The organism is Acidobacteriota bacterium (assembly GCA_040752915.1).
Classification (GTDB): Bacteria; Acidobacteriota; UBA4820; order UBA4820; family DSQY01; genus JBFLVU01.
In genome coordinates this window covers 1-19215 of sequence record JBFMHB010000056.1, presented here as the reverse complement: position 1 = coordinate 19215, position 19215 = coordinate 1, and the positions used below count along the sequence as shown (strand labels likewise).

Annotated in this window: 16 protein-coding genes and 1 tRNA gene; 10 read left to right on the top strand and 7 right to left on the bottom strand. The window is 67.8% G+C overall.

Annotated features, from left to right (window positions below; all coding sequences use genetic code 11):
• Nucleotides 1-101: 101 nt before the first annotated feature.
• From AB1824_10320 to dnaA, 7 genes are all read right to left on the bottom strand, one after another.
• Nucleotides 102-179 (bottom strand) — tRNA-Asp (locus AB1824_10320).
• Between the two features lie 89 nt (nt 180-268).
• A complete protein-coding gene (gene fsa / locus AB1824_10315; GenBank protein ID MEW5765360.1) occupies nt 269-913 on the bottom strand; it encodes a fructose-6-phosphate aldolase in 645 nt (214 codons plus the stop codon).
• Nucleotides 910-3447: a DNA gyrase subunit A gene (gyrA, locus tag AB1824_10310; GenBank protein MEW5765359.1), complete on the bottom strand. Its 2538-nt coding sequence runs from the start codon at nt 3445-3447 to the stop codon at nt 910-912. The genes fsa and gyrA overlap by 4 nt, the downstream gene beginning before the upstream one ends.
• A gap of 34 nt (nt 3448-3481) precedes the next feature.
• The gene (gene gyrB / locus AB1824_10305; GenBank protein ID MEW5765358.1) at nt 3482-5869 is read right to left on the bottom strand and encodes a DNA topoisomerase (ATP-hydrolyzing) subunit B; all 2388 of its coding nucleotides are present in this window, start codon (nt 5867-5869) and stop codon (nt 3482-3484) included.
• A 66-nt stretch (nt 5870-5935) separates the two neighbouring features.
• Nucleotides 5936-6985 (bottom strand): DNA replication and repair protein RecF, encoded by a 1050-nt coding sequence (gene recF, locus AB1824_10300; protein MEW5765357.1) that lies wholly within the window; start codon nt 6983-6985, stop codon nt 5936-5938.
• Nucleotides 6982-8109, bottom strand: a complete 1128-nt coding sequence (gene dnaN / locus AB1824_10295) for a DNA polymerase III subunit beta (GenBank protein ID MEW5765356.1) — start codon at nt 8107-8109, stop codon at nt 6982-6984. The genes recF and dnaN overlap by 4 nt, the downstream gene beginning before the upstream one ends.
• A gap of 209 nt (nt 8110-8318) precedes the next feature.
• Entirely contained in the window at nt 8319-9659 is a 1341-nt protein-coding gene (gene dnaA / locus AB1824_10290; GenBank protein MEW5765355.1) for a chromosomal replication initiator protein DnaA, read from the bottom strand.
• A gap of 180 nt (nt 9660-9839) precedes the next feature.
• Between dnaA and AB1824_10285 the strand changes: the two genes are divergently transcribed.
• From AB1824_10285 to AB1824_10240, 10 genes are all read left to right on the top strand, one after another.
• Nucleotides 9840-11426, top strand: a complete 1587-nt coding sequence (locus tag AB1824_10285) for a Ppx/GppA phosphatase family protein (GenBank protein ID MEW5765354.1) — start codon at nt 9840-9842, stop codon at nt 11424-11426.
• Complete coding sequence (gene tmk / locus AB1824_10280; GenBank protein MEW5765353.1) at nt 11423-12109, top strand: dTMP kinase; 687 nt, start codon at nt 11423-11425, stop codon at nt 12107-12109. The genes AB1824_10285 and tmk overlap by 4 nt, the downstream gene beginning before the upstream one ends.
• Nucleotides 12106-12804: a thymidylate kinase gene (locus AB1824_10275; GenBank protein MEW5765352.1), complete on the top strand. Its 699-nt coding sequence runs from the start codon at nt 12106-12108 to the stop codon at nt 12802-12804. The genes tmk and AB1824_10275 overlap by 4 nt, the downstream gene beginning before the upstream one ends.
• A gap of 64 nt (nt 12805-12868) precedes the next feature.
• Complete coding sequence (locus AB1824_10270) at nt 12869-13258, top strand: hypothetical protein (GenBank protein MEW5765351.1); 390 nt, start codon at nt 12869-12871, stop codon at nt 13256-13258.
• Nucleotides 13255-13983: a metallophosphoesterase family protein gene (locus tag AB1824_10265; protein ID MEW5765350.1), complete on the top strand. Its 729-nt coding sequence runs from the start codon at nt 13255-13257 to the stop codon at nt 13981-13983. The genes AB1824_10270 and AB1824_10265 overlap by 4 nt, the downstream gene beginning before the upstream one ends.
• Nucleotides 13976-15592, top strand: coding sequence for a CHAD domain-containing protein (locus AB1824_10260; protein MEW5765349.1), 1617 nt, complete (start codon nt 13976-13978; stop codon nt 15590-15592). The genes AB1824_10265 and AB1824_10260 overlap by 8 nt, the downstream gene beginning before the upstream one ends.
• A 9-nt stretch (nt 15593-15601) precedes the next feature.
• On the top strand, nt 15602-16537 hold the full coding sequence (locus AB1824_10255) for an ABC transporter ATP-binding protein (GenBank protein ID MEW5765348.1): 936 nt from the start codon (nt 15602-15604) through the stop codon (nt 16535-16537).
• A complete protein-coding gene (locus tag AB1824_10250) occupies nt 16524-17408 on the top strand; it encodes a hypothetical protein (GenBank protein ID MEW5765347.1) in 885 nt (294 codons plus the stop codon). The genes AB1824_10255 and AB1824_10250 overlap by 14 nt, the downstream gene beginning before the upstream one ends.
• Nucleotides 17405-18319, top strand: a complete 915-nt coding sequence (locus AB1824_10245; GenBank protein MEW5765346.1) for an ABC transporter ATP-binding protein — start codon at nt 17405-17407, stop codon at nt 18317-18319. Before AB1824_10250 ends, AB1824_10245 begins: the two co-directional genes overlap by 4 nt.
• 1 nt (nt 18320) lies before the next feature.
• Entirely contained in the window at nt 18321-19118 is a 798-nt protein-coding gene (locus AB1824_10240) for an ABC transporter permease (GenBank protein MEW5765345.1), read from the top strand.
• The last annotated feature ends 97 nt before the right edge of the window (nt 19119-19215 follow it).

The following is a 19215-nucleotide window of genomic DNA, read 5'->3' as shown; positions in this document are numbered from 1 at the left end:
CGCCCCCCTTCGCGTCTCCCGCGTCCCCCGCCCGGCCGCGGGTTCGCCCCCCCTGAAACGGCGAAACCCCGGGACCTCGCCCGGGGCTTCGCTTTCCGAGTTGGCGGGACCGACGGGGCTCGAACCCGCGACCTCCGACGTGACAGGCCGGCGCTCTAACCAAACTGAGCTACGATCCCGCTCGGTCCACTAATATAACACCAATGCGGCCCCATCCTCAAGGGGCGGCGAGCCCTGCGAGCCGCGGAGGGGAGATTGCCCCTCCGGCTCACTTCCTTCCCCTCTCCCAGTCCTTGAGAAAGGCCTCGAGACCCAGGTCCGTGAGCGGATGCTGGAGGCATTGCTTCAAGACCTTGAAGGGGACCGTGGCGATGTCGGCGCCGGCCAGGGCCGCGTCGATGACGTGAAGCGGATGGCGCACGGAGGCCGTGATGATCTCGCAGGCGAAGTCATAGTGGTCGAAGATGGCACGGATCTGCTCGATGATCTCCATGCCCACGTGGCCCGCATCGTCGAGGCGGCCGACGAAGGGAGAGACAAAGGACGCGCCGGCCTTGGCGGCCAGGAGGGCCTGGGCCGCGGAGAACACGAGGGTGACGTTGGTCCGGATCCCCTCTCCCTTCAGCGCATGGGTGGCCTTGAGGCCCTCCTCCGTCATGGGGACCTTGATCACGACGTTTCGGTGGAGGGCGGCCAGGGGCCGCGCCTCCCGGACCATGCCCGCGGAATCGAGGGCCGTGACCTCGGCGGAGACGGGGCCGTCGACGAGGGAACAGATCTCCGCGATGACCTCCTCGAACACGCGCCCGCTCCGGACGATGAGGGACGGATTGGTGGTGACCCCGTCCACGACGCCCCAGGCGGACGCGGCCCGGATTTCCTCCACGATGGCGGTGTCCAAAAAGATCTTCATGGCTTCGCCTCCTTGGGGGGACCGGCAGGCTCCGGCGCGGCGCCGTCCTCCCCTTCGGGAACGTGCTTGGCCACCGAAACGACCTTGTCCCCCTCGCCCAGGGAGATGACCTTGAAGCCCTGGGTGCGCCGCCCGATTTCGGAGATGCCCTTGACGGGGGTGCGGATGAGCTGGCCCTGGGCCGTGACCACCACGATCTCGTCCTCCTCCCGCACGTGGAGTCCGCCGACGACGGGACCGTTCTTGGCGGTGGTCTGGATGTTGATGATCCCGCTGCCCGCACGGCCCTGGATCCGGTAGTGGCTGAGGGGGGTGCGCTTCCCGAAGCCCTTCTCGGTCACCGTCAGGATGCTCCCCTCCCCCGCCACGGCCTTCCCCGCGCCATCCTCGTCGAAGGACTCCACCACCGCTCCGGTCAGGACCTCCATTTCCACGACCTCGTCGGCCCCCTTGAGGCGGATGCCGATCACCCCCTGGCTGGTCCGTCCCATGGGCCGCACGTCGTCCTCGGGGAAGGTGATGCAGTGGCCGGCCCGCGTGGCCAGAAACACGTGGCTCCTCCCGTCGGTGATCCCGGCGCCCACGAGTTCGTCCCCTTCCCGGAAGGTCATGGCGATCTTCCCGTTGGCTCGGATGGATTCGAACTCGCTCATGGGCGTTTTCTTGACGATCCCGTTGCGGGTCGCGAGGACGAGGAAGTGGACCTCGTCGAAGCAGCCCCGGGCCGAAAGCAACCCGAGGATCTTCTCCTCGGGCTCCAGGCTCAGGAGGTTCACCAGGGCCCGCCCCTTGGCCGCCGTCCCCGCCTCGGGGAGCTCGTAGACCTTCAGCGAGTAGACCTTCCCCAGATTGCTGAAAAAGAGGAAGCGATCGTGGTTGGACGCCACGAAGAGGCGCTCCACAAAGTCGTCGTCCCGGGTACCCATGCCGGAGCGTCCTTTGCCGCCCCGGTGCTGGCTCCGGTATTCCTGGAGAGCGGTGCGCTTGAGGTAGCCCCCGTGGGTCACGGTGATGACCATCTCTTCGTCGGCGATGAGTTCCTCGATGGAGATGTCGCCCGTGTCGTCCACGATCTGCGTCCGGCGGGGGTTGGCGAAGTCGGCCTTCACCTGGCGCATCTCGTCGCACAGAAGGGCCCTCACCCTCGATTCGCTCCCCAGGATGTCCGTGAGTTCGGCGATGCGCTGGAGGATCTCCCGGTACTCGGCGAGGATCTTGTCCCGCTCCAGGCCCGTGAGGCGCTGAAGGCGCATGTCCAGGATCGCCTTGGATTGGATCTCGCTCAGGGAGAAGCGCTCCATCAGCCCGGCCTTGGCCGCCTCGGGGTCCTTGGCGGACCGGATGAGGGCGATGACCGCGTCCAGGTTGTCCAGGGCCACGGTGAGCCCTTCCAAGACGTGGGCCCGCTCGCGCGCCCGGTCCAGATCGAAGCGGGTCCTCCGGAGGATGACCTCCTTCCGGTGGGCGATGAAGGACTCGAGAAGGCCCTTGAGGGTGAAGGTCTTGGGCTGGTTCCCGGAGATCGCCAGGAGCTGGACGCCAAAGGTCGTCTCCATCTCCGTGAACTTGTAGAGCTGCTTGAGAATGATGTCGCCGATCTCCCCGCGCCCCAGCTCCAGGACCACGCGGATGCCTTCGCGGCTGGATTCGTCGCGGATGTCCGTGATGCCGGTGATGCGCTTTTCCTTCACCAGGTCGGCGATTTTCTCGATGAGGTTGGACTTGTTGATCTGGTAGGGGACCTCGGTGATGACGATGGCCTCCCGGTCCCGCTTGAGCTCCTCCACGTGGGCCCGGGCCCGCACCTTGATGAGCCCCCGCCCCGTCTGGTACGCCTGCCGGATACCCTCCCGACCCAGGATGATGCCCGCGGTGGGGAAGTCGGGGCCGGGGATGATCTTCAGGAGATCCGAGGAGGGGAGATCGGGGCGCTCCACCAGGGCGATTACGGCGGAGGCCACCTCGCCGAGGTTGTGCGGCGGGATGTTCGTGGCCATCCCCACGGCGATGCCCGCGGACCCGTTCACGAGGAGATTCGGGAAGAGGCTGGGAAGCACGACGGGTTCGGTCTCCTCCCCGTCGTAATTGGGGACGAAGTCCACCGTGGACTTCTCGATGTCGGCGACCATGGCGTGGGCCAGCTTGGCCATCCGCACTTCGGTGTACCGCATGGCCGCGGGAGCGTCCCCGTCGATGGACCCGAAGTTGCCTTGGCCGTCCACCAGGGGATGCCGCATGGAAAAGTCCTGTGCCATGCGGACGAGGGTGTCGTAGATGGCCGAGTCGCCGTGGGGATGGAATTTCCCCATGACGTCGCCCACGATGCGCGCGGACTTCTTGTAGGGCCGGTTCCAGTGGTTGGCCCCCATGTACATGCCGTACAGGATCCGGCGGTGGACGGGCTTGAGCCCGTCCCTCACATCGGGAAGGGCCCGCCCGATGATGACGCTCATGGCGTAGTCGAGGTAGCTCTTCTTGAGCTCGTCCTCAAGGTTCACCGGCAACGGCCGGTCGAAAAGCTGGGGTTCGGTCATGGCTTCCTCATGGAACCGCCCGCGGGGGGTCCCCTCAGACGTCCAGGTTCGTCACGTTCAGCGCGTTCTGTTGGATGAACTCCCGCCGCGGCTCCACCGCGTCCCCCATGAGGACGGAAAAGAGCCGGTCGGCCTCCGCCGCATCCTCCACGCGGACCTGGAGGAGCCGCCGCTTGGCGGGGTCCATGGTGGTCTGCCACAGCTGCTCCGGGTTCATCTCACCCAGGCCCTTGTAGCGCTGGATGTGGTACTTGGCCTTCACGGCCCCAAGGAGGTACTGGAGAAGGGCCTGCCGGTCCGAGACCTCCGCGTCGGAGTCTCCGTTGTGGATCTGGAAGGGCGGCCGGTCGAAGTCCTGAAGGCGCTCGTGGAGGCGCTGGGCCGTCAGGAATTCGGAGGCGTGGTGGAGGGCGTGGGAGACGAGCGCCGGGTGGGGGTTCTGCTCGCTCGTGACAGTGAATTCGTACAGGCTGTGTTCCTCGTCGAAGCGCATCTCCCCCGCCTCGTAACCCTTCCTCACGATGGCCTGCCGCAGGTCCTCGGCCTTCTCCATGGAGGAGAACAGGTCCCGGCACAGCCCGGCCCCGAAGAGGAACAGGAGCAGATCCTCCGTGTAGCCCTTCCGGGCCAGCCGGCCGAGGAGCCGCTCATAGCGCTGAAGGATCTCCAGGGCCTTGGCCAGATCCTCCCCCCGGTAGGTCTTTTTTAGGGTGGGGATGGTGACGGAGTAGGCCGCCACCGCACGGTCCACGAAGAACCGGGTGAGCTCCTCCTCGGTGGCGATGTAGTGCTCCTCCTTCCCCTTTCCGACCCGGTAGAGCGGCGGCTGCGCCACGTAGACGTGGCCGCGCTCCACGAGCTGGGGGAAGTGCCGGTAGAAGAGGGTGAGGAGGAGCGTCCGGATGTGGCTCCCGTCCACGTCCGCGTCGGTCATGATGATGGCCTTGTGGTACCTCAACCGGTCCAGGTCCAGGTCGTCCTGTCCCGTTCCCGCGCCCAGGGCCGTGATGATGGTCCGGATCTCGTTGTTGGAGAGGATTTTGTCGAGCCGGGACTTTTCGACGTTCAGAATCTTGCCCCTCAGGGGGAGGATGGCCTGAAACCTCCGGTCACGGCCCTGTTTGGCGGACCCGCCGGCCGAATCCCCCTCCACCATGAAGAGTTCGCATTTCGAGGGGTCGCGCTCCTGACAGTCGGCCAGCTTTCCGGGGAGCGAGTCCCCATCGAGGGCGCTCTTGCGTCGAGTGAGTTCCCGCGCCTTGCGCGCCGCTTCCCGGGCCCGCGCGGCGTCGATGACCTTTCCCACGATGGTGCGGGCGATGCCCGGGTTCTCCTCGAAGTAGCGGCTCAGGAACTCGTTCAGGGCCGTCTCCATGATGCCCTTGACCTCGCTGTTCCCGAGCTTCGTCTTGGTCTGCCCCTCGAACTGCGGGTTCGGGATCTTCACCGAGACGACGGCCGAGAACCCCTCGCGCACGTCGTCCCCCGAAAGGGCGATCTTGAGGTTCTTGGCCAGGCCCGCGGAAGCCGCGTAGGCGTTGATGGACCGCGTCAGGGCCGCCCGCATGCCCGCGAGGTGCGTTCCCCCCTCGGAGGTGTGGATCGAATTCACGAAGGAGAAGACCAGTTCGTTGTAGCCCGTGTTCCACTGGAGGGCGCACTCCATGAGGATCCGGTCCTTCTCGCCCTTGAACACGATGGGGTGGGGATGAAGGACCGTCTTGCCCCGGTTGATGTGCTCCACGAAGGCCGCGATGCCCCCTTCGTAGTGGAACTCCACCTTCCGGTCTTCTTCGCGCTCGTCCTTCAGGACAATCTTCAGGCCCGCGTTGAGGAACGCCAGCTCCCTCATTCTCGTGGTCAGGGTCTCCCAGGAGAAGACCGTCTCCTCGAAGATCTCCGAATCGGGTTTGAAGGTGATCCGGGTCCCGTGCTTCCCCGCGGGATGGGGTGTGCCCGTCCGCGCGAGGGGACCTTTCGGGACGCCTCGTTCGTAGGTCTGGACCCACACCCCGCCGTCGCGCCAGATTTCCAGGTCGAGGCGTTCGGAGAGGGCGTTCACGACGGAAACGCCGACTCCGTGCAGGCCCCCCGAGACCTTGTAGGCGTTGTTGTCGAACTTGCCGCCCGCGTGGAGGACCGTCAGGACCACTTCGGCGGCGGGCCGCTTCTCCTCGGGGTGCATGTCCACGGGGATGCCCCGGCCGTTGTCCTCCACGGTGACCGAATCGTCGGCCCTCACCGTGACGACGATCTCGTTGCAGTATCCGGCCTGCGCCTCGTCCACCGAGTTGTCCACCACCTCCCAGACGAGGTGGTGGAGGCCCGTGACGCCCGTGCTCCCGATGTACATGGCGGGCCGCTTCCGAACCGCCTCGAGCCCCTCGAGGACCTTGATGGAGGAGGCGTCGTACCGATCCATTCGTCCTGCTGACATGGGTGTCGTTCCCTCACGAGATCCGGTTCTTCGTCCGCGCGCGGCCCGGACTCAAGCCACCCGTCCGCCGGCCACCCGCCGGCGGTCGATTTCCCCGCTCCAGCCGCACCAATCCCTCACGGCGGTCAGGACCACCTGGGCCCTTCGCTCCGTGAGGCGCATCAACTCTTCGATGCGCCGCTGGTCCAACTCCGCCTCCGCGTCGTCTACGAGAAAGAGGGGAGGTTCCGGGTCCCCTCCCGAACGGAGGAGGACCAGGGACAATTTTAACATCCAAAGCACCCTTCGCGCCTGTCCCCCCGAACCGTAGGCCTCCAGGGCCTTCCCATCGAGAAGGATCTCCACCCGGTCCCTCTGCGGACCCACGAGGTTGACCCCCGCCCTGCGCTCGGCCTCCGCCGCCCTCTCCAGGGAAGCCCGGAGGTCCGAACCGCCCGAGGGCCGGTAGACCAGTTGGACCCGCTCCTGGCACGAGGCGTCCCGGGCCAGCCCGTCCAGGAGGCCGTTCAGCATCTCCGCCAGCTGGGCCCTTTCCCTTTGGATCTTCTCGCCCAGCGCGGCGTAGGGCTCGGTCCATGCGGCCCTCTCTTTTCGGGAGGAGGCGGGATTCCTCAGTAGGGCGGCCCGTTGAGCCCGGCACCGACCGAATTCCAGGACCTCTTTCAGGTAGGCGGGGCGCCTCAGCACTCCGGCGGTGTCCAGGAGGTTTCGCCGGTGCCGGGGCTCTCCCTTGACCAGGCTGCGGTCCTCGGCGCTCAGCGCCACCACGGGAAGGACCGACAGGTACTCCGCCGGTCCAGCCTCCCGTCCGTCCAGGCGGAATCGCTTCTCCCTCGGGGTGAGGGCGCACTCCAGGCGGTGGGTCACGTCGCCGGAGCGCACTTGCCCTCCTACGGCGGCCTCCCCCCTGCCGAAGGCGATCAGGTGTTCCAGACGATGGTCCCGGAAGGACTTGCTGGTGCCCAACAGGTAGATGGCCTCCAGCACGCTGGTCTTACCCTGCGCATTCTCCCCGAACAGAAGGGTCAGGGGGCTGCCGAAAGCCAAACGGACCTGCTGGAGGTTTCTGAACCCGTCCGCCGAGATTTCCAGCAACCTCAATCAAACCTCAGCGGCATGAGCACGTGCTTGTGGACCCCCACCCCCGAGGGGCGGACCGGTTGGAGTAGGGCCTGGTAGTTGCTCTCGCGCATGGAGAAGACCACCTTCTCCTCCGCGCACGCGGCGAGGAACTCGAGCAGGTAGTCCACGTTGAAGACGATGGACAGGGCCTCTCCCTCGTACCCATCGCAGGCCAGGAATTCCCGTCCTTCGTCCCCCGTCTCGGGGTTCCTGGCCAGGATCTCGAGGCTCCCCGCCGGATCGAAGGAGAGGGTGATGGCCCGGGTCTTGCTCTCCGCGACCATGGAGACCCGCTTGAGCCGTTCCGAAAGCGCCCCCCGGTCCAGGACGGCGCGCTTGTCGGACTCCGTGGGAAGGACCTTCTCCCACGCCGGAAAGGTGGAATCCATCAAACGGCTGTACAACAGGCGGTTCTCCGTCTCCAGAAAGATGTGGTTCTCGCGGAAGGTCACCCGCACCGTCTCGGCGCCGTCCAATTTCAGGAACTCCACCAGGGTCTTGCGGGGGATGAGAACCCGGAGAGGCTCGGCCATCCCCACCGGCCCGGCCCATTCGGTGTAGGTCAGCCTGTGGGAGTCGGTGGAGATCAGGGCCAGGCGATCCGACTCCAGCAGGAGAAGCCCCCCGCGGATCGAAAACCGGCTCTCTTCGGCCCCAACCGAGACCAGCGCCTCGGAGATGCAACGCTTGAAGGCTTCCGCGGGCAGGTCCAGGGACTTCCCATCCTGGGGGGCGAGGAGGGTGGGAAAGTCCTCCTCGGGGAGCGTCTGCAGGTGATACTCCTGCCTTTCCCCCACGGGTTGCAGGAAGAGCCTTCCCTGGGCCGTGGTCTTGAGCGAGAGGGGGCTCGCGGAGCCCACGAAGGCCCGGACGATGGCGCCCAGCTTTCGCGCGGGGACGGTGATTCCGCCCGGTTCGAGAACCTCGGCGGAACAGCGGCACTTCAGGGTCACCTCGAGATCCGTCGCCGCCACTTCCAAGTGGTTGTCCTGGGCCCTTAACAGGAGGTTGGAGAGGATGGGGATGGTGGCCTTGCTCTCCACGATGCCTTGGGCGAGGCTCAGGTCGGACAGGAGATCCCGCGCGTCGATCCGGATTTCCATCTTTCTCTCTCCTCTTATTGGAGGCAGTAGTACCAGTAGGACCTGTGGAAATGTGCAAACCCGCGCAAACGGCGCCCGGCAGGGAATCCCATTCGATCGGAACCCTGTGGACAACCGTGTAGGAGCCGAGGAAGGAAACGGGCGGAGGCCGCCAGGCCGTCTTGGCTGGATCCCTTCCACAGGGTCTTTTGCACGGTTTGCCCTCCCGCCTAACGAAATGAACGGATAAAGTTGTGGATTTGCTGTTGAAGGTGGGGATCGCTCTTGGTCCTGGCCTCGATCTTTCGGATGGCGTGCAGCACCGTCGTGTGGTGCTTCCCGCCGAACTTCCTGCCGATCTCCGGAAGGGAGGACGTCGTCAGCTCCTTGGCGAGGTACATGGCCACCTGTCTGGGGAAGACGATGCTCGCCCGGTTCGACTTGGCCTTCAAGTCCTGAACCTTCATCTTGTAATAGGCGGCCACGTGTTTCTGGATGGCCTCCACGGACACCACGCGCCCGTCCTCCTTGAACAGGCTCTCGAAGGTCTCCCGGGCCAGGTCCACCGTGATGGGAAGGCCCTTGAAGGAGGAAAAGGCGATGAGGCGGAGCAGACACCCCTCGAGTTCGCGGATGTTGCTCTTGATGCGCGCGGCGATGAAGAGGGCCACGTCCTCCGGGAGGCTGACTCGGTAGGCCTCCGCCTTCTTGTAGAGGATGGCCACCTTCGTCTCCAACTCCGGCGGCTGGATGTCGGCGATGAGACCCCACTCGAAGCGGGACCGCAGGCGCTCCTCGATGCTGTGGAGGTCCCTCGGGGGACAATCGGAGCTCAGCACGATCTGCCTTTGGGACTCGTGGAGGGCGTTGAAGGTGTGGAAGAGCTCCTCTTGGGTGCCCTCCTTGCCCGACAGGAATTGCACGTCGTCCAGTAGGATCACGTCCGCCTTCCGGTAGCGGTCCCGGAACTCGTGCTGCTGGCGGTGGGTGATGGACGCGATCATCTCGTTCATGAAGCGTTCGGTGGAGAGGTAGCAGACCCTCAGTCCAGGGAAGGCCCGCCTCAACTCCGCCCCGATGGATTGCATGAGGTGAGTCTTTCCCAGGCCCACGCCGCCGTAGATGTACAGCGGGTTGTAAGACCGGGAGGGATTCTGGGCCACGGCCTGGCAGGCCGCGAAGGCGAAGCGGTTGGACGGCCCCACCACGAAGGTGTCGAACCGGTAGAGGGGGTTGAAGGGGGGCTCGGCCACGTCGGACCCGGAAGGGGACCTCGCGGCGGACTTGGCCGGCTTGGGAGGATCCGGCGCGGTGAGAACGAGGTCTTCGGCCGCGCCGTCCACGAAGGCGAACCGGAGTTCCGGGTGGCCCGCCTCCGCCGCCGCGTCCTCCAGGACCCCCCGGTAGTGGCTCTCGAGCCACTCGCGGAACAGGGGATTGGGGGTCTGGATCGTCACCGAAGTCTCATCGATCTTCAGGGGTTTGAGCGGCTTGAACCACGCGGAGAAGGCGCTCTCCGGCACCTTCCCCTTGACCTTCTCCAGAATCTGCGACCACAAGCGAACCGTCATGTTTTACACAGTCTTTTTCACAGGGTGTGGAAAATGGGCCCTCATCTCCGCGCCAGTATGCGACAGTTTTTCCTGGAAGGGAAGCCTGGAGGGATTGCTTCGAATCAGCCATGGAAATATCATGAAAATTCCAAGGGAGTCCAGTAGAGTCTCAGGATAGCGTGGGAAGGGAGGGCCAACGTGCCAGCCAGGGAGGGGAATCCGCAAAAGTCGCCCCGGAAGAGCCGTTCCCCCGCGGCCTATCCCTACCGTTGCGCCTCCATCGACGTGGGGTCCAACGCCATGCGCTTTCTGGCGGCCGAGTTCTCGGGCCCCGGTGAGTACCGGGTCCTGGAAGCGGGCCGGAACCCCGTCCGTCTCGGCCATGGGGTGTTTCTCGGCGGGAAACTGCACGGTCCCACGGCGGACCGCGCGGTGGAGGTCCTTTCGGAGTACCGGAGGAAGCTGGACGAACTGCGCATCGAGGACTATCGGGCCGTGGCCACAAGCGCCGTCCGCGAGAGCCAGAACGGAAAGGAATTCCTCCGGGAGGTCGAGGAGCGGGCGAGGATCCGCCTGGAGACCATCCACGGCTCCGAGGAGGCGCGGCTCATCTACCGCGCCGTGCGAAGCCGCGTGGACCTCTCGGGGCGCCGCTGGCTCCTGGTGGACCTCGGGGGGGGCAGCGTGGAGGTGACCCTGGCCGACCAGTCGGGGATCCTGTGGACCGAGTCCCACACCATGGGCGCGGTCCGCCTCCTCGAAGAATTGACGGGAGGGGCCGAAGATCCGGGGAGGTTCTTCTCCCTCGTGGGGGAATACGTCGGAACCCTGAAGACCAGCCGGGATCTGGGACCGGCGCCCCTGAGCATGGTGGCCACGGGGGGAAACATCGAAACCCTGGCCCAGATCGCCCTGGCCCCCCTGAATCCCCGCGGCGTGGCGCGCCTCGGTGTGGCAACACTGGAAAAGACCGTTCGGCACCTGTCCCGGCTCAGCTACCGGGAGCGCGTGGCCACCCTGGGGATCCGGGAAGACCGGGCGGACGTCATCCTCCCCGCGGCCCTGGTTTACCTGCGCCTGGCCCGTCTGGCGGGGGCCCGGGAGATCCGGGTGCCCTTCGTCGGGCTGAGGGAGGGCATCGCCCTGGACCTCGCCGATTCCCGCACGGGCCCCGCCCCCGGTCCCGCCCACCGGGAGAGGCAGGTGGAGGAGGCGGTCCTCCCGCTCGGGCGCAAGTATGCCTTCGACGAAGGCCACGGGCGCCAGGTGGCGGCCCTCGCTCTGTCCCTCTTCGACCAGACCGCCAAGGTGCACGGCCTGGGGGACTCGGAAAGGGCCCTCCTCCACGCCGCCGCCCTCCTCCACGACATCGGCTCGTTCGTGAGCTACACCCGCCACCACAAACACAGCCTGTACCTCATCTCCCAGAGCAACCTGGCGGGCTTCTCGGCCAGGGAGACCCTGCTGGTGGCGAACGTGGCCCGGTACCACAGGCGGAGCATGCCCAAACCCACCCACGAGGCCTTCTCCGCTCTCGATCGGAGGGAGCGGTTCACGGTGACGGCCCTGGCCTCCATTCTCCGCCTCGCCGACGCCCTGGACCGGGAACACCAGAGCCGGGTTCAGCGCGTGGAGGCCGAGACGGCGGATTCGGTCCTCCGCCTCCGCGTGGAAGGGACGGGGGATCTGCTCCTGGAAGGATGGTCCTTGAAGCGCAAGGCGGATCTCTTCACGCAGACCTTCGGCCTCCAGGTGGAGGTCGCCATCGCGGAGGGGGCTTCATGAACGAACGGCCCAAACCCGACTACCCCGGAAAGCTCGTGGCGGTGGAAGGCCTGGACGGGTCCGGCAAGTCCACTCAGATCTACCTCCTCCACCAGTGGCTGAAGGCCCGGGGATACCGCGTGTTCTTCTCGGAATGGAACTCCTCGGTGCTCGTCAAGGAGGCCACCCGCAAGGGGAAGAAGCGCCAGCTCCTCACCCCGACGACCTTCAGCCTGATCCACGCCACGGACTTCGCGGACCGGTACGAGCGCCAGATCCTCCCCCTGTTGCGAGGCGGCCACATCGTCCTTTGCGACCGGTACATGTTCACCTCCTTCGCCCGGGACGCGGTTCGGGGCTGCGATCCGGGGTGGCTGAGGCGGATGTACGGGTTCGCCACGCGCCCCGACATCACCTTCTTTTTCCGACTGCCCCTCGAGACGGCCCTCGGCCGCATCCTGGAGGGGCGTCCCAAGCTCAAGTACTTCGAGGCGGGCATGGACCTGGGCCTGAGCCCCGACCCCACCGAAAGCTTCAAGATCTTCCAGGGGAGGGTTCTCGACCAGTACATCGCCATGGTGGACGAGTTCAACTTCACCGAGGTGGACGCCACCCAGCCCGTTCACGCCCAGCAGCGGGCCATCCGGAAGATCCTCCAGGAACGGGTGGACCTGGCCTTCTTCCACAAGAGGTACGCCCAATGAGCCGCGGAAAGACCTTCTATCACCACCCGCCCGCCGGAGTGGACCCCCGGAAGCTCTCGGGATGGCTTCTGGTGATCGAGGGCGCCGACTCCTCGGGGCGGTCCACCCACGTGAACCTCCTATCCGAGTGGCTGGAGGAGCAGGGCTACGCCGTGGTCCAGGTGGGCCTCAAGCGGTCCACGCTCGTGGGGGCCGAGCTGGAGCTGGCCAAGCAGGGGAACGTCCTCAGCCCCCGGACCATGAGCCTCTTCTACGCCACGGACTTCTACGACCAGTTGGAGAACGTCATCATCCCGGCCTTGAGGGCGGGGTTCGTGGTGCTGGCCGACCGGTACATCTACACCCTCATGGTGCGCGACGTGGTGCGTGGCGCGGACCCGGAATGGCTCGCCTCCCTCTACGGTATGGCCCTCGTCCCCGACGCCGTCTTCTACCTGTCCGTGTCCATGAACACGCTGGTGGAGCGGACCTTCCAGGCGAGGACCCAGCTGGACTACTGGGAGTCGGGAATGGACTGCGGCCTCAGCCGGGACTGGTTCGAGAGCTTTCTGCTGTACCAGCGGAAAATCAGGAGGGAGTTCATCGCCCTCGGGAAACGGTACGGGTTCCGCACGGTGAACGGGAACCGGAGCATCCCGGCCCTGCACCGGGAACTCGTGTCCCTCACACGGGGGGTTCTGGAGAACCCCTCCTGACCGAGCCCGCGTCGCTCGTGGGAGAAGGGACCCGGGCCCACGGGCCGGGCAGGAAGGAGGACTCATGGAGACTCCGAAGACGAAGACCACCCGGAGGTCGTCGGCCGCCCGGGTGAAAAGGCGCCAAGGTCCACGAGGCGGGGAAGCGTCCGGAGCGGGCCGTCCCTCGGCGGCCGCCGATTTGGCCGGTGACGTGGCCCAGCTTCGGCTCCTCCTCCAGGAAGTCTCCGAGGCGGTCTTTTCCCGGCTCGAGGCGGAAGCCGCCGCCGTCCTTGCCGCCCTCGACGAGAAGGCGGTTCCCGGTGACGCCCCAGCCCTTCCGTCGGCGGAGCGGATCCGGGCTCTGCGGGACGTCGTGGCGGACCTCAAGGTCAAACCCAGGAAGGGGCGCGTCAAGGATCTCGGGCGCATCGAGGCGGTCCTGAAGGTGCTGGCGGCGCGCCTCCTGCCATGAGGGTCGCCTTTCTCTCGGACGTCCACGCCAACTTCCCGGCCCTCTGGAAGGCCCTCGAGGGAGCGCGCCGGCACGGGGCCGAAGACGTGGTGTGCGCGGGGGATCTCGTGGGCTTCGGTCCCCACCCCGTGGAGGTCGTCCGGCTCCTCATGGAGCGCCGCGTCCGGTGCGTTCAGGGGAACGTCGAGAGAAAGCTCCTGGACCTGCCCTCCTCCCCCAAACGCCTGAGGAAAAAGCTCGACAAGAAGGCCTCGGCGGCCCTGGCCTGGACGGCTCTGGCCCTGGGCGAGGAGGAGCGCCGGTTTCTGGAGGCCCTGCCCGAGCGCCTGGATCTCGACTTCGGCGGATGCTCGGTCCTCGTAGTCCACGGGAGCCCCCTTTCGGATACGGACTACGTCTACCCGAGCCTGACCCGCAGGGCCCTGGAAGCCAAACTCGGCCCCCTGCGCCCCGCGGTCCTCGTGTGCGGCCACTCCCACGTCCCCTTCACCCGGCTCCTGGGGGGAACCCGAGTGGTGAACTGCGGCTCCGTCGGCAAGCCGGTGGACGGCGATCCGAGGGGGGCGTACGCCCTGGTGGACTTTCTCGGGGGGCGGGCGGCCAGGGCGCGCATCGTCCGCTTCGCTTATCCCGCGGAGTCGGTGGCCCGCGACCTCGCCGAGCGCCGCGCCGCGGCGGCCCGCCCGGAGGAGTTCCTCTCGGGCCGGAAGCACTCCGATGGCTGATCCCCTTCCAGGCCCCGACGCGAGGGCCGGCGGAGCGGACCCGCCGGCATGCCCCGCCTTCCTCCTGCGGGGAGACGCCTTCTGGGAGCGCGCGCTGAGAGAGCTGAAGTCCGCCGGATACCTCCCCGGCCCGGCCGCGGAGACCCGCCTGGACCTCCTCTACCTGGATACGGTGGAAGGGCGTCTGGCCCGCGATGGATGGAGGCTGGTCCTTTGCGGGGAGGGAGGGCGGCTGGAAGTCCGGACCCAGGACCCCTCGGGGTCCGAGCCCGGCGGCGGCCTCCCCTTCAACGGAGACCCCCATGCGCCCGTGTTCGATGCGCGCGCCCTGACCCGGGAAGCCGAGATCCTCCTTCGGGCCGCCAAGAAACCCCTCGTCCCGGTCCTGAGGGTGAGGGTCCGGCGCCGGGAGGTGGAGATTCGCACGCCTGAGGGGGCGGCGGCGAGGCTCGTGATGGACCGCTTCCCAGCGCCCGGGCCCGACCGGAGGGGGGCCAGGGGCCACCTTTCCCTCCGGCTCCTTCCCGGAAGCGATCCCGCCGCGGGCCTCCACCTCCAGGTCTTGCTTCGGGACCGGGTGGGGCTGGCCGAGGCTCCCGGTGACCTCCTGACCACCGCCCTCCGCCTGGCGGGCCGGCCCGAGCCCGGCGCCCTTCCCCCTCCGGCCTCGCCCGTCCGATCGGAGGACGCTCTGGGGCTGGCCGCCCGCAAGATTGTGGCCCTCCAGACCCATCGCCTGGGCCTCCAGGTGCCCTGGGCCCTGCGCGACCTCCATCCCGAGTTCGTCCACGACGCCCGCGTGGCCACCCGCCGTCTTCGGACCGCCCTGCGCCTCCTGGCGCCGTATCTGGGGCCGCGCCGGGCCGAATCTCTGCGCCTCGAATTGGCATGGGCCGGGCGCCTGCTCGGACAGGTGCGGGACCTCGACGTGTTTCTGGAGGAGCTGCGAGCCATGGAGCGCAGGCTCCCGGAGGGGATGAGTCTGCCCCACGGGCTGGTGGACCGCCTCCTCCGGGATCGCTCCGAGGCCCTGGAGGCCATGGTCTCCGGCCTCTCGGGCCGGCGCTTCGCCGCCCTCCTGGACCGCCTCGGGCGCCTGGCCGCCTCGCCCGCGCCGAAGGGGCGTCCGGGAGCCCCGCCGCCGACGGCGGGCCGGGCGGCGCCCGTCCTTCTTCTCCGGGCCGAGAAGCAGGCGCGGAGAATGGGACGGGCCGTGGAGGCCGCCTCGCCCTCCGAGGCCCTCCACCGCCTGCGCATCCTCTTCAAGCGTTTGCGGTATACGGGGGAGTTCTTCGAAACCGTCCTCGGAGGGGCCATGGGGCCCTACCTCCGAGCCGTCGTCGCCCTCCAGGACACGCTGGGGGCCCACCAGGACGCGGTAGTCGGCGCGCGACGCCTGGTGGAGGCCGCCGAGGCTCCGGCGGCTCGGGGGGCGCCATCCGCCGATTTCCTGGCCGTGGGAGCGCTCCTCCAGCAGTTCGCCGCCTCGGCCCGCGAGCGCCGGGCCGAGTTCCCCGCGAGGTTCGCGGCCTTCGAGAAGGCCGTGCGGAAGCGGCGCGGCCGCGCCAAGGGGAAAACCGCGGAAACCTTCACCCGGCCGCCTGCGTAAGGGGAGGGCATGGGCGCGATTCTGAGGGTCGAGGGGGCGAAAGCCAGGTACGGAAAGCTGGAGGCCCTGCGGGGAGTCTCCTTCGAGGTGGAGGGGGGCGCCGTGGGGCTCCTCGGCCCCAACGGGGCCGGAAAGTCCACGCTGATCAAGGCGGTCCTCGGGCTTCTGCCCCTTGCCCAAGGCCGCATCTGGCTGATGGGAGAGGACGCCCGCAAGCTCGGCCCCGCCCTCCGCGACCGGGTCGGCTACGTTCCCGAGCGAGAGGGCACTCGCCCGGGGATGAGCGGCGTCGCGTGGGTGGCCTTTCTCGGCGAGATCTCCGGGCTTCCCCGGAGCGCGGCCGTGGAGCGGGCCCACGAAGTGCTCCAGTACGTGGGTCTAGGGGAGAGCCGTTATCGGAACGTGGAAACCTACTCCACGGGCATGCAGCAACGCCTGAAGCTGGCGGCGTCCCTGGTCCACGACCCGGCCCTGGTCCTCCTCGACGAGCCCACGGCGGGCATGGATCCCGTAGGGCGCGAGGAGATGCTGGACCTCTGCGGGGATCTCGTGCGCCAGGGGAAGACCTTGCTCCTTTCGACCCACATCCTGAAGGACGTGGAGGCCGTCTGCTCCCGCGTGGTCATCCTCAACCGGGGCGAGATGCTCACCTACGCGACCGTGGAGGACTGGACCCGGAGCGAGGCCCAGCACTTCCTGGTCCAGTGGGAGGGCGAAAAAGAGGCCTTCGAGGCGGCCTGCCGGAAGGCCGGCGTGGCCGTCTCCGACGGCCACCGGGGCCTGTACCGGGTGGTCCTCCCCTCGGGGGAGAGCCTGAAGGTCATCTTCGGCCTGGCCCTGGAGGCGGGAGGCACCGTCACCCGGCTCGTGAGGGAGTCCACGTCCCTCGAAACGCTCTTCTTGAAGGCGCTCGAACAGAACGGAGGCGGCGATGCCCGTGTTTGAGCAGGGCTACGCGCCCTACGACGGCCCCCGCCGGCCCCTCTCCAAGCGATGGTGGCCCGTGTTCCGGGAGGAGGTCCAGCCGTACCTCCGCAAGCGGCGCTTCCTCTTCCTCCTGATCCTCGCCCTCCTGCCCTGGGCCTGGGGGATCCTGCTGACCTTCTTCCACACCCAGCTCGGGGACTCGGAGAACGTTAAGGCCTTCATCGCGGAGCTGCCCAAGGTGGACGAGTCCCTCGTGGCCGTCCTCCTCGGCAACTTCTACAACCTCTTCCTCCTCACCATCGTCTCCATCTGGGTGGGCTCGGGCCTGGTGGCGAGGGACCGGCGCGACGGGACCCTGGCCGTCTTCCTCGGCCGGGCCCTCGGCCCCCTCCAGTACCTCTGGGCCAAGGGCGCCGCCCTGGGCTTCTTCCTCCTGGTCTTCTCGCTCCTTCCCGTCCTGGTCCTGGTCATCTTCCAGGTGGGCCTCACGGGGGAGCCCGCGTGGCTGTGGGAGCACGCCCGCGTCCTGTGGGGATCGGCCCTCTTCACCCTCCTGGGCCCCTTCACCCTCGTCCTCTTCCTCCTCGCCCTCTCCTCCATGGGCCGCAGCCCGAGGCTCGTGGGACTGACCTTCTTCGGCATCGTCTTTTTGGGCCCGGCGGCCTGCGGGATCCTCTACGCCATCACGCGGAGCCCCCTGGTCTGGTTCCCGTCGATCTTCACCCAGCTCAAGGCTCTCGCCGAGCTGTGCCTGGGGGCGGAAGTCCATCCCGGCGAGCCCGGCCTCATCCTTCCCCCCGCCGCCACGCTCTGCTTCTTCGCCCTCCTGGCCGCCTCGAGCGTCCTGGTCCTCGCGGCCCGCTTCCGGGGCCGGGCGGTGCTCAAATGATCCGCGTGCAGAACGCCTCGCGCTGGTACGGCCTCGTGGTGGGGATCAACCGGGTTTCCCTGGACCTGGAGCCCGGCGTCACGGGGCTCCTGGGCGTGAACGGCGCCGGAAAGAGCACCCTCCTCAACCTCATGGCGGGCCTCCTCCAGCCCACCGCGGGGTCGGTCACCCTCGGCGGCGAGCCCATCTTCGCGAACCCCGGCGCCCTGACGCGCATCGGCTACTGCCCGGGGGCGGACCGCTTCTGGGAGGACATGACGGGCCTGGAATTCGTCGCCTTCCTGGGGCGCCTGTCGGGCCTGAGCCCTGCCGCGGCGACGGAGCGCGCCGGGAGGGCCCTCCAGGAGGTGGCCCTCGGGGACGAGGGCGGGAAGAAGATCCGGGCCATGAGCAAGGGCATGCGCCAGAAGGTGAAGATGGCCCAGGCGCTGGTCCACGATCCGCAGATCCTCCTGCTCGACGAGCCCCTCAACGGCATGGACCCGCCGAGCCGCGCCCATGCCATCGCCGCCATCAAGCGGTGGGGGGAGGAGGGGCGCTGCGTCCTGGTCTCGTCCCACCTCCTCCACGAGGTGGAGGCCATGACGAGCCGCATCCTCCTGCTCCACTACGGGCGCGTCCTGGCTTCGGGCGAGGTCCCCCAAGTGCGGGAGGCCATCGCGAGCCGTCCCCTGAAGGTCTTCCTGAGGTGCGCCGACGCCCGAGCCCTCGCCTCGGTGCTCATCGCCTGGCCCACGGTGGCCTCGGTCACCTTCGCGGGCGACGGGCGCAACCTCACGGTGGAGGTCTCCGACGCCTCGGACTTCCGGGCGCGCCTGGGCGCCCTCCTGGCGGAACGGGAGGTGGGGCTGGAAATCCTCAACCCCCTCGACGACAACCTGGCGGCGGTCTTCTCCTACCTGGTGGCCTGACATGGACAGTGCGACGCGCGCCCTCTTCGCCTTCACCGCCCGCCGGATGGCCCTCTCCGTGAAGGGCCTCCTCTTCGGCCTCATGGCCGTCTTTCCCTGGGGTGTGACCCTCCTCCTGCGCCTCCTCGTGGCCAAGGGGATCCCCGTGCCCCTGGGGGGCATCACCCTCTACGGGATGGTGGTCTTCCTCTACGTCTGCGGCTTCCTGCTCCCCCTCTCCACCCTCTTCTTCGGCGTGGGCCTCATCGCCGACGAGCGCGAGGGCGGGACCCTGCCCTACCTCTTCGGACGGCCCGTGCCCAGGGCCCGCCTCTTCCTCGTGCGCTACGCGGCCATGTCCACCGTCATCGTGGCGGGCTGTTGGGCCTCCGTCCTGGGGACGTACGTGCTGGGGGTTTCGGAAGCCGGCGCCGGCGCCCTGGGAAGAGAGGCCGGGACGCTCCTTCTGGATCTGGGCGTGGTGGGCCTGGGGGCCCTCGTCTACGGGGCCCTGTTCGCCTTCCTGGGCCTTTCTCTCAAGCGCCCCCTCTTCGCGGGACTGCTCATCGGCTTCGGCTGGGAGAACGCGGTGGCCTACATCCCCGGCTTCCTCAAGCGGCTGACGGTGCTCTTCCACCTCCACACCCTCCTGCCCCACGGGGGCGGGCCCACGGGGATCATCCAGCAGATGCTCTCCTCCACCGAGAGCCAGACCGCCGCCCTGCTCTTCCTGATCTTCTACGGGGTGCTCTTCGTCGGCCTCGCCTGCCTCGTCATCCGCCGCATCGAGGCCGCCTCCGCTCAGGAGGCCGACGCCTGAGGCGAGCGGTTTCGACGCCTGCGGGGCGTGCCCGACGTCAGCATTGACGGAAGAGGACGACGGCCGGGCTTCTGACATCAGCGGACGCCCAGAGTGT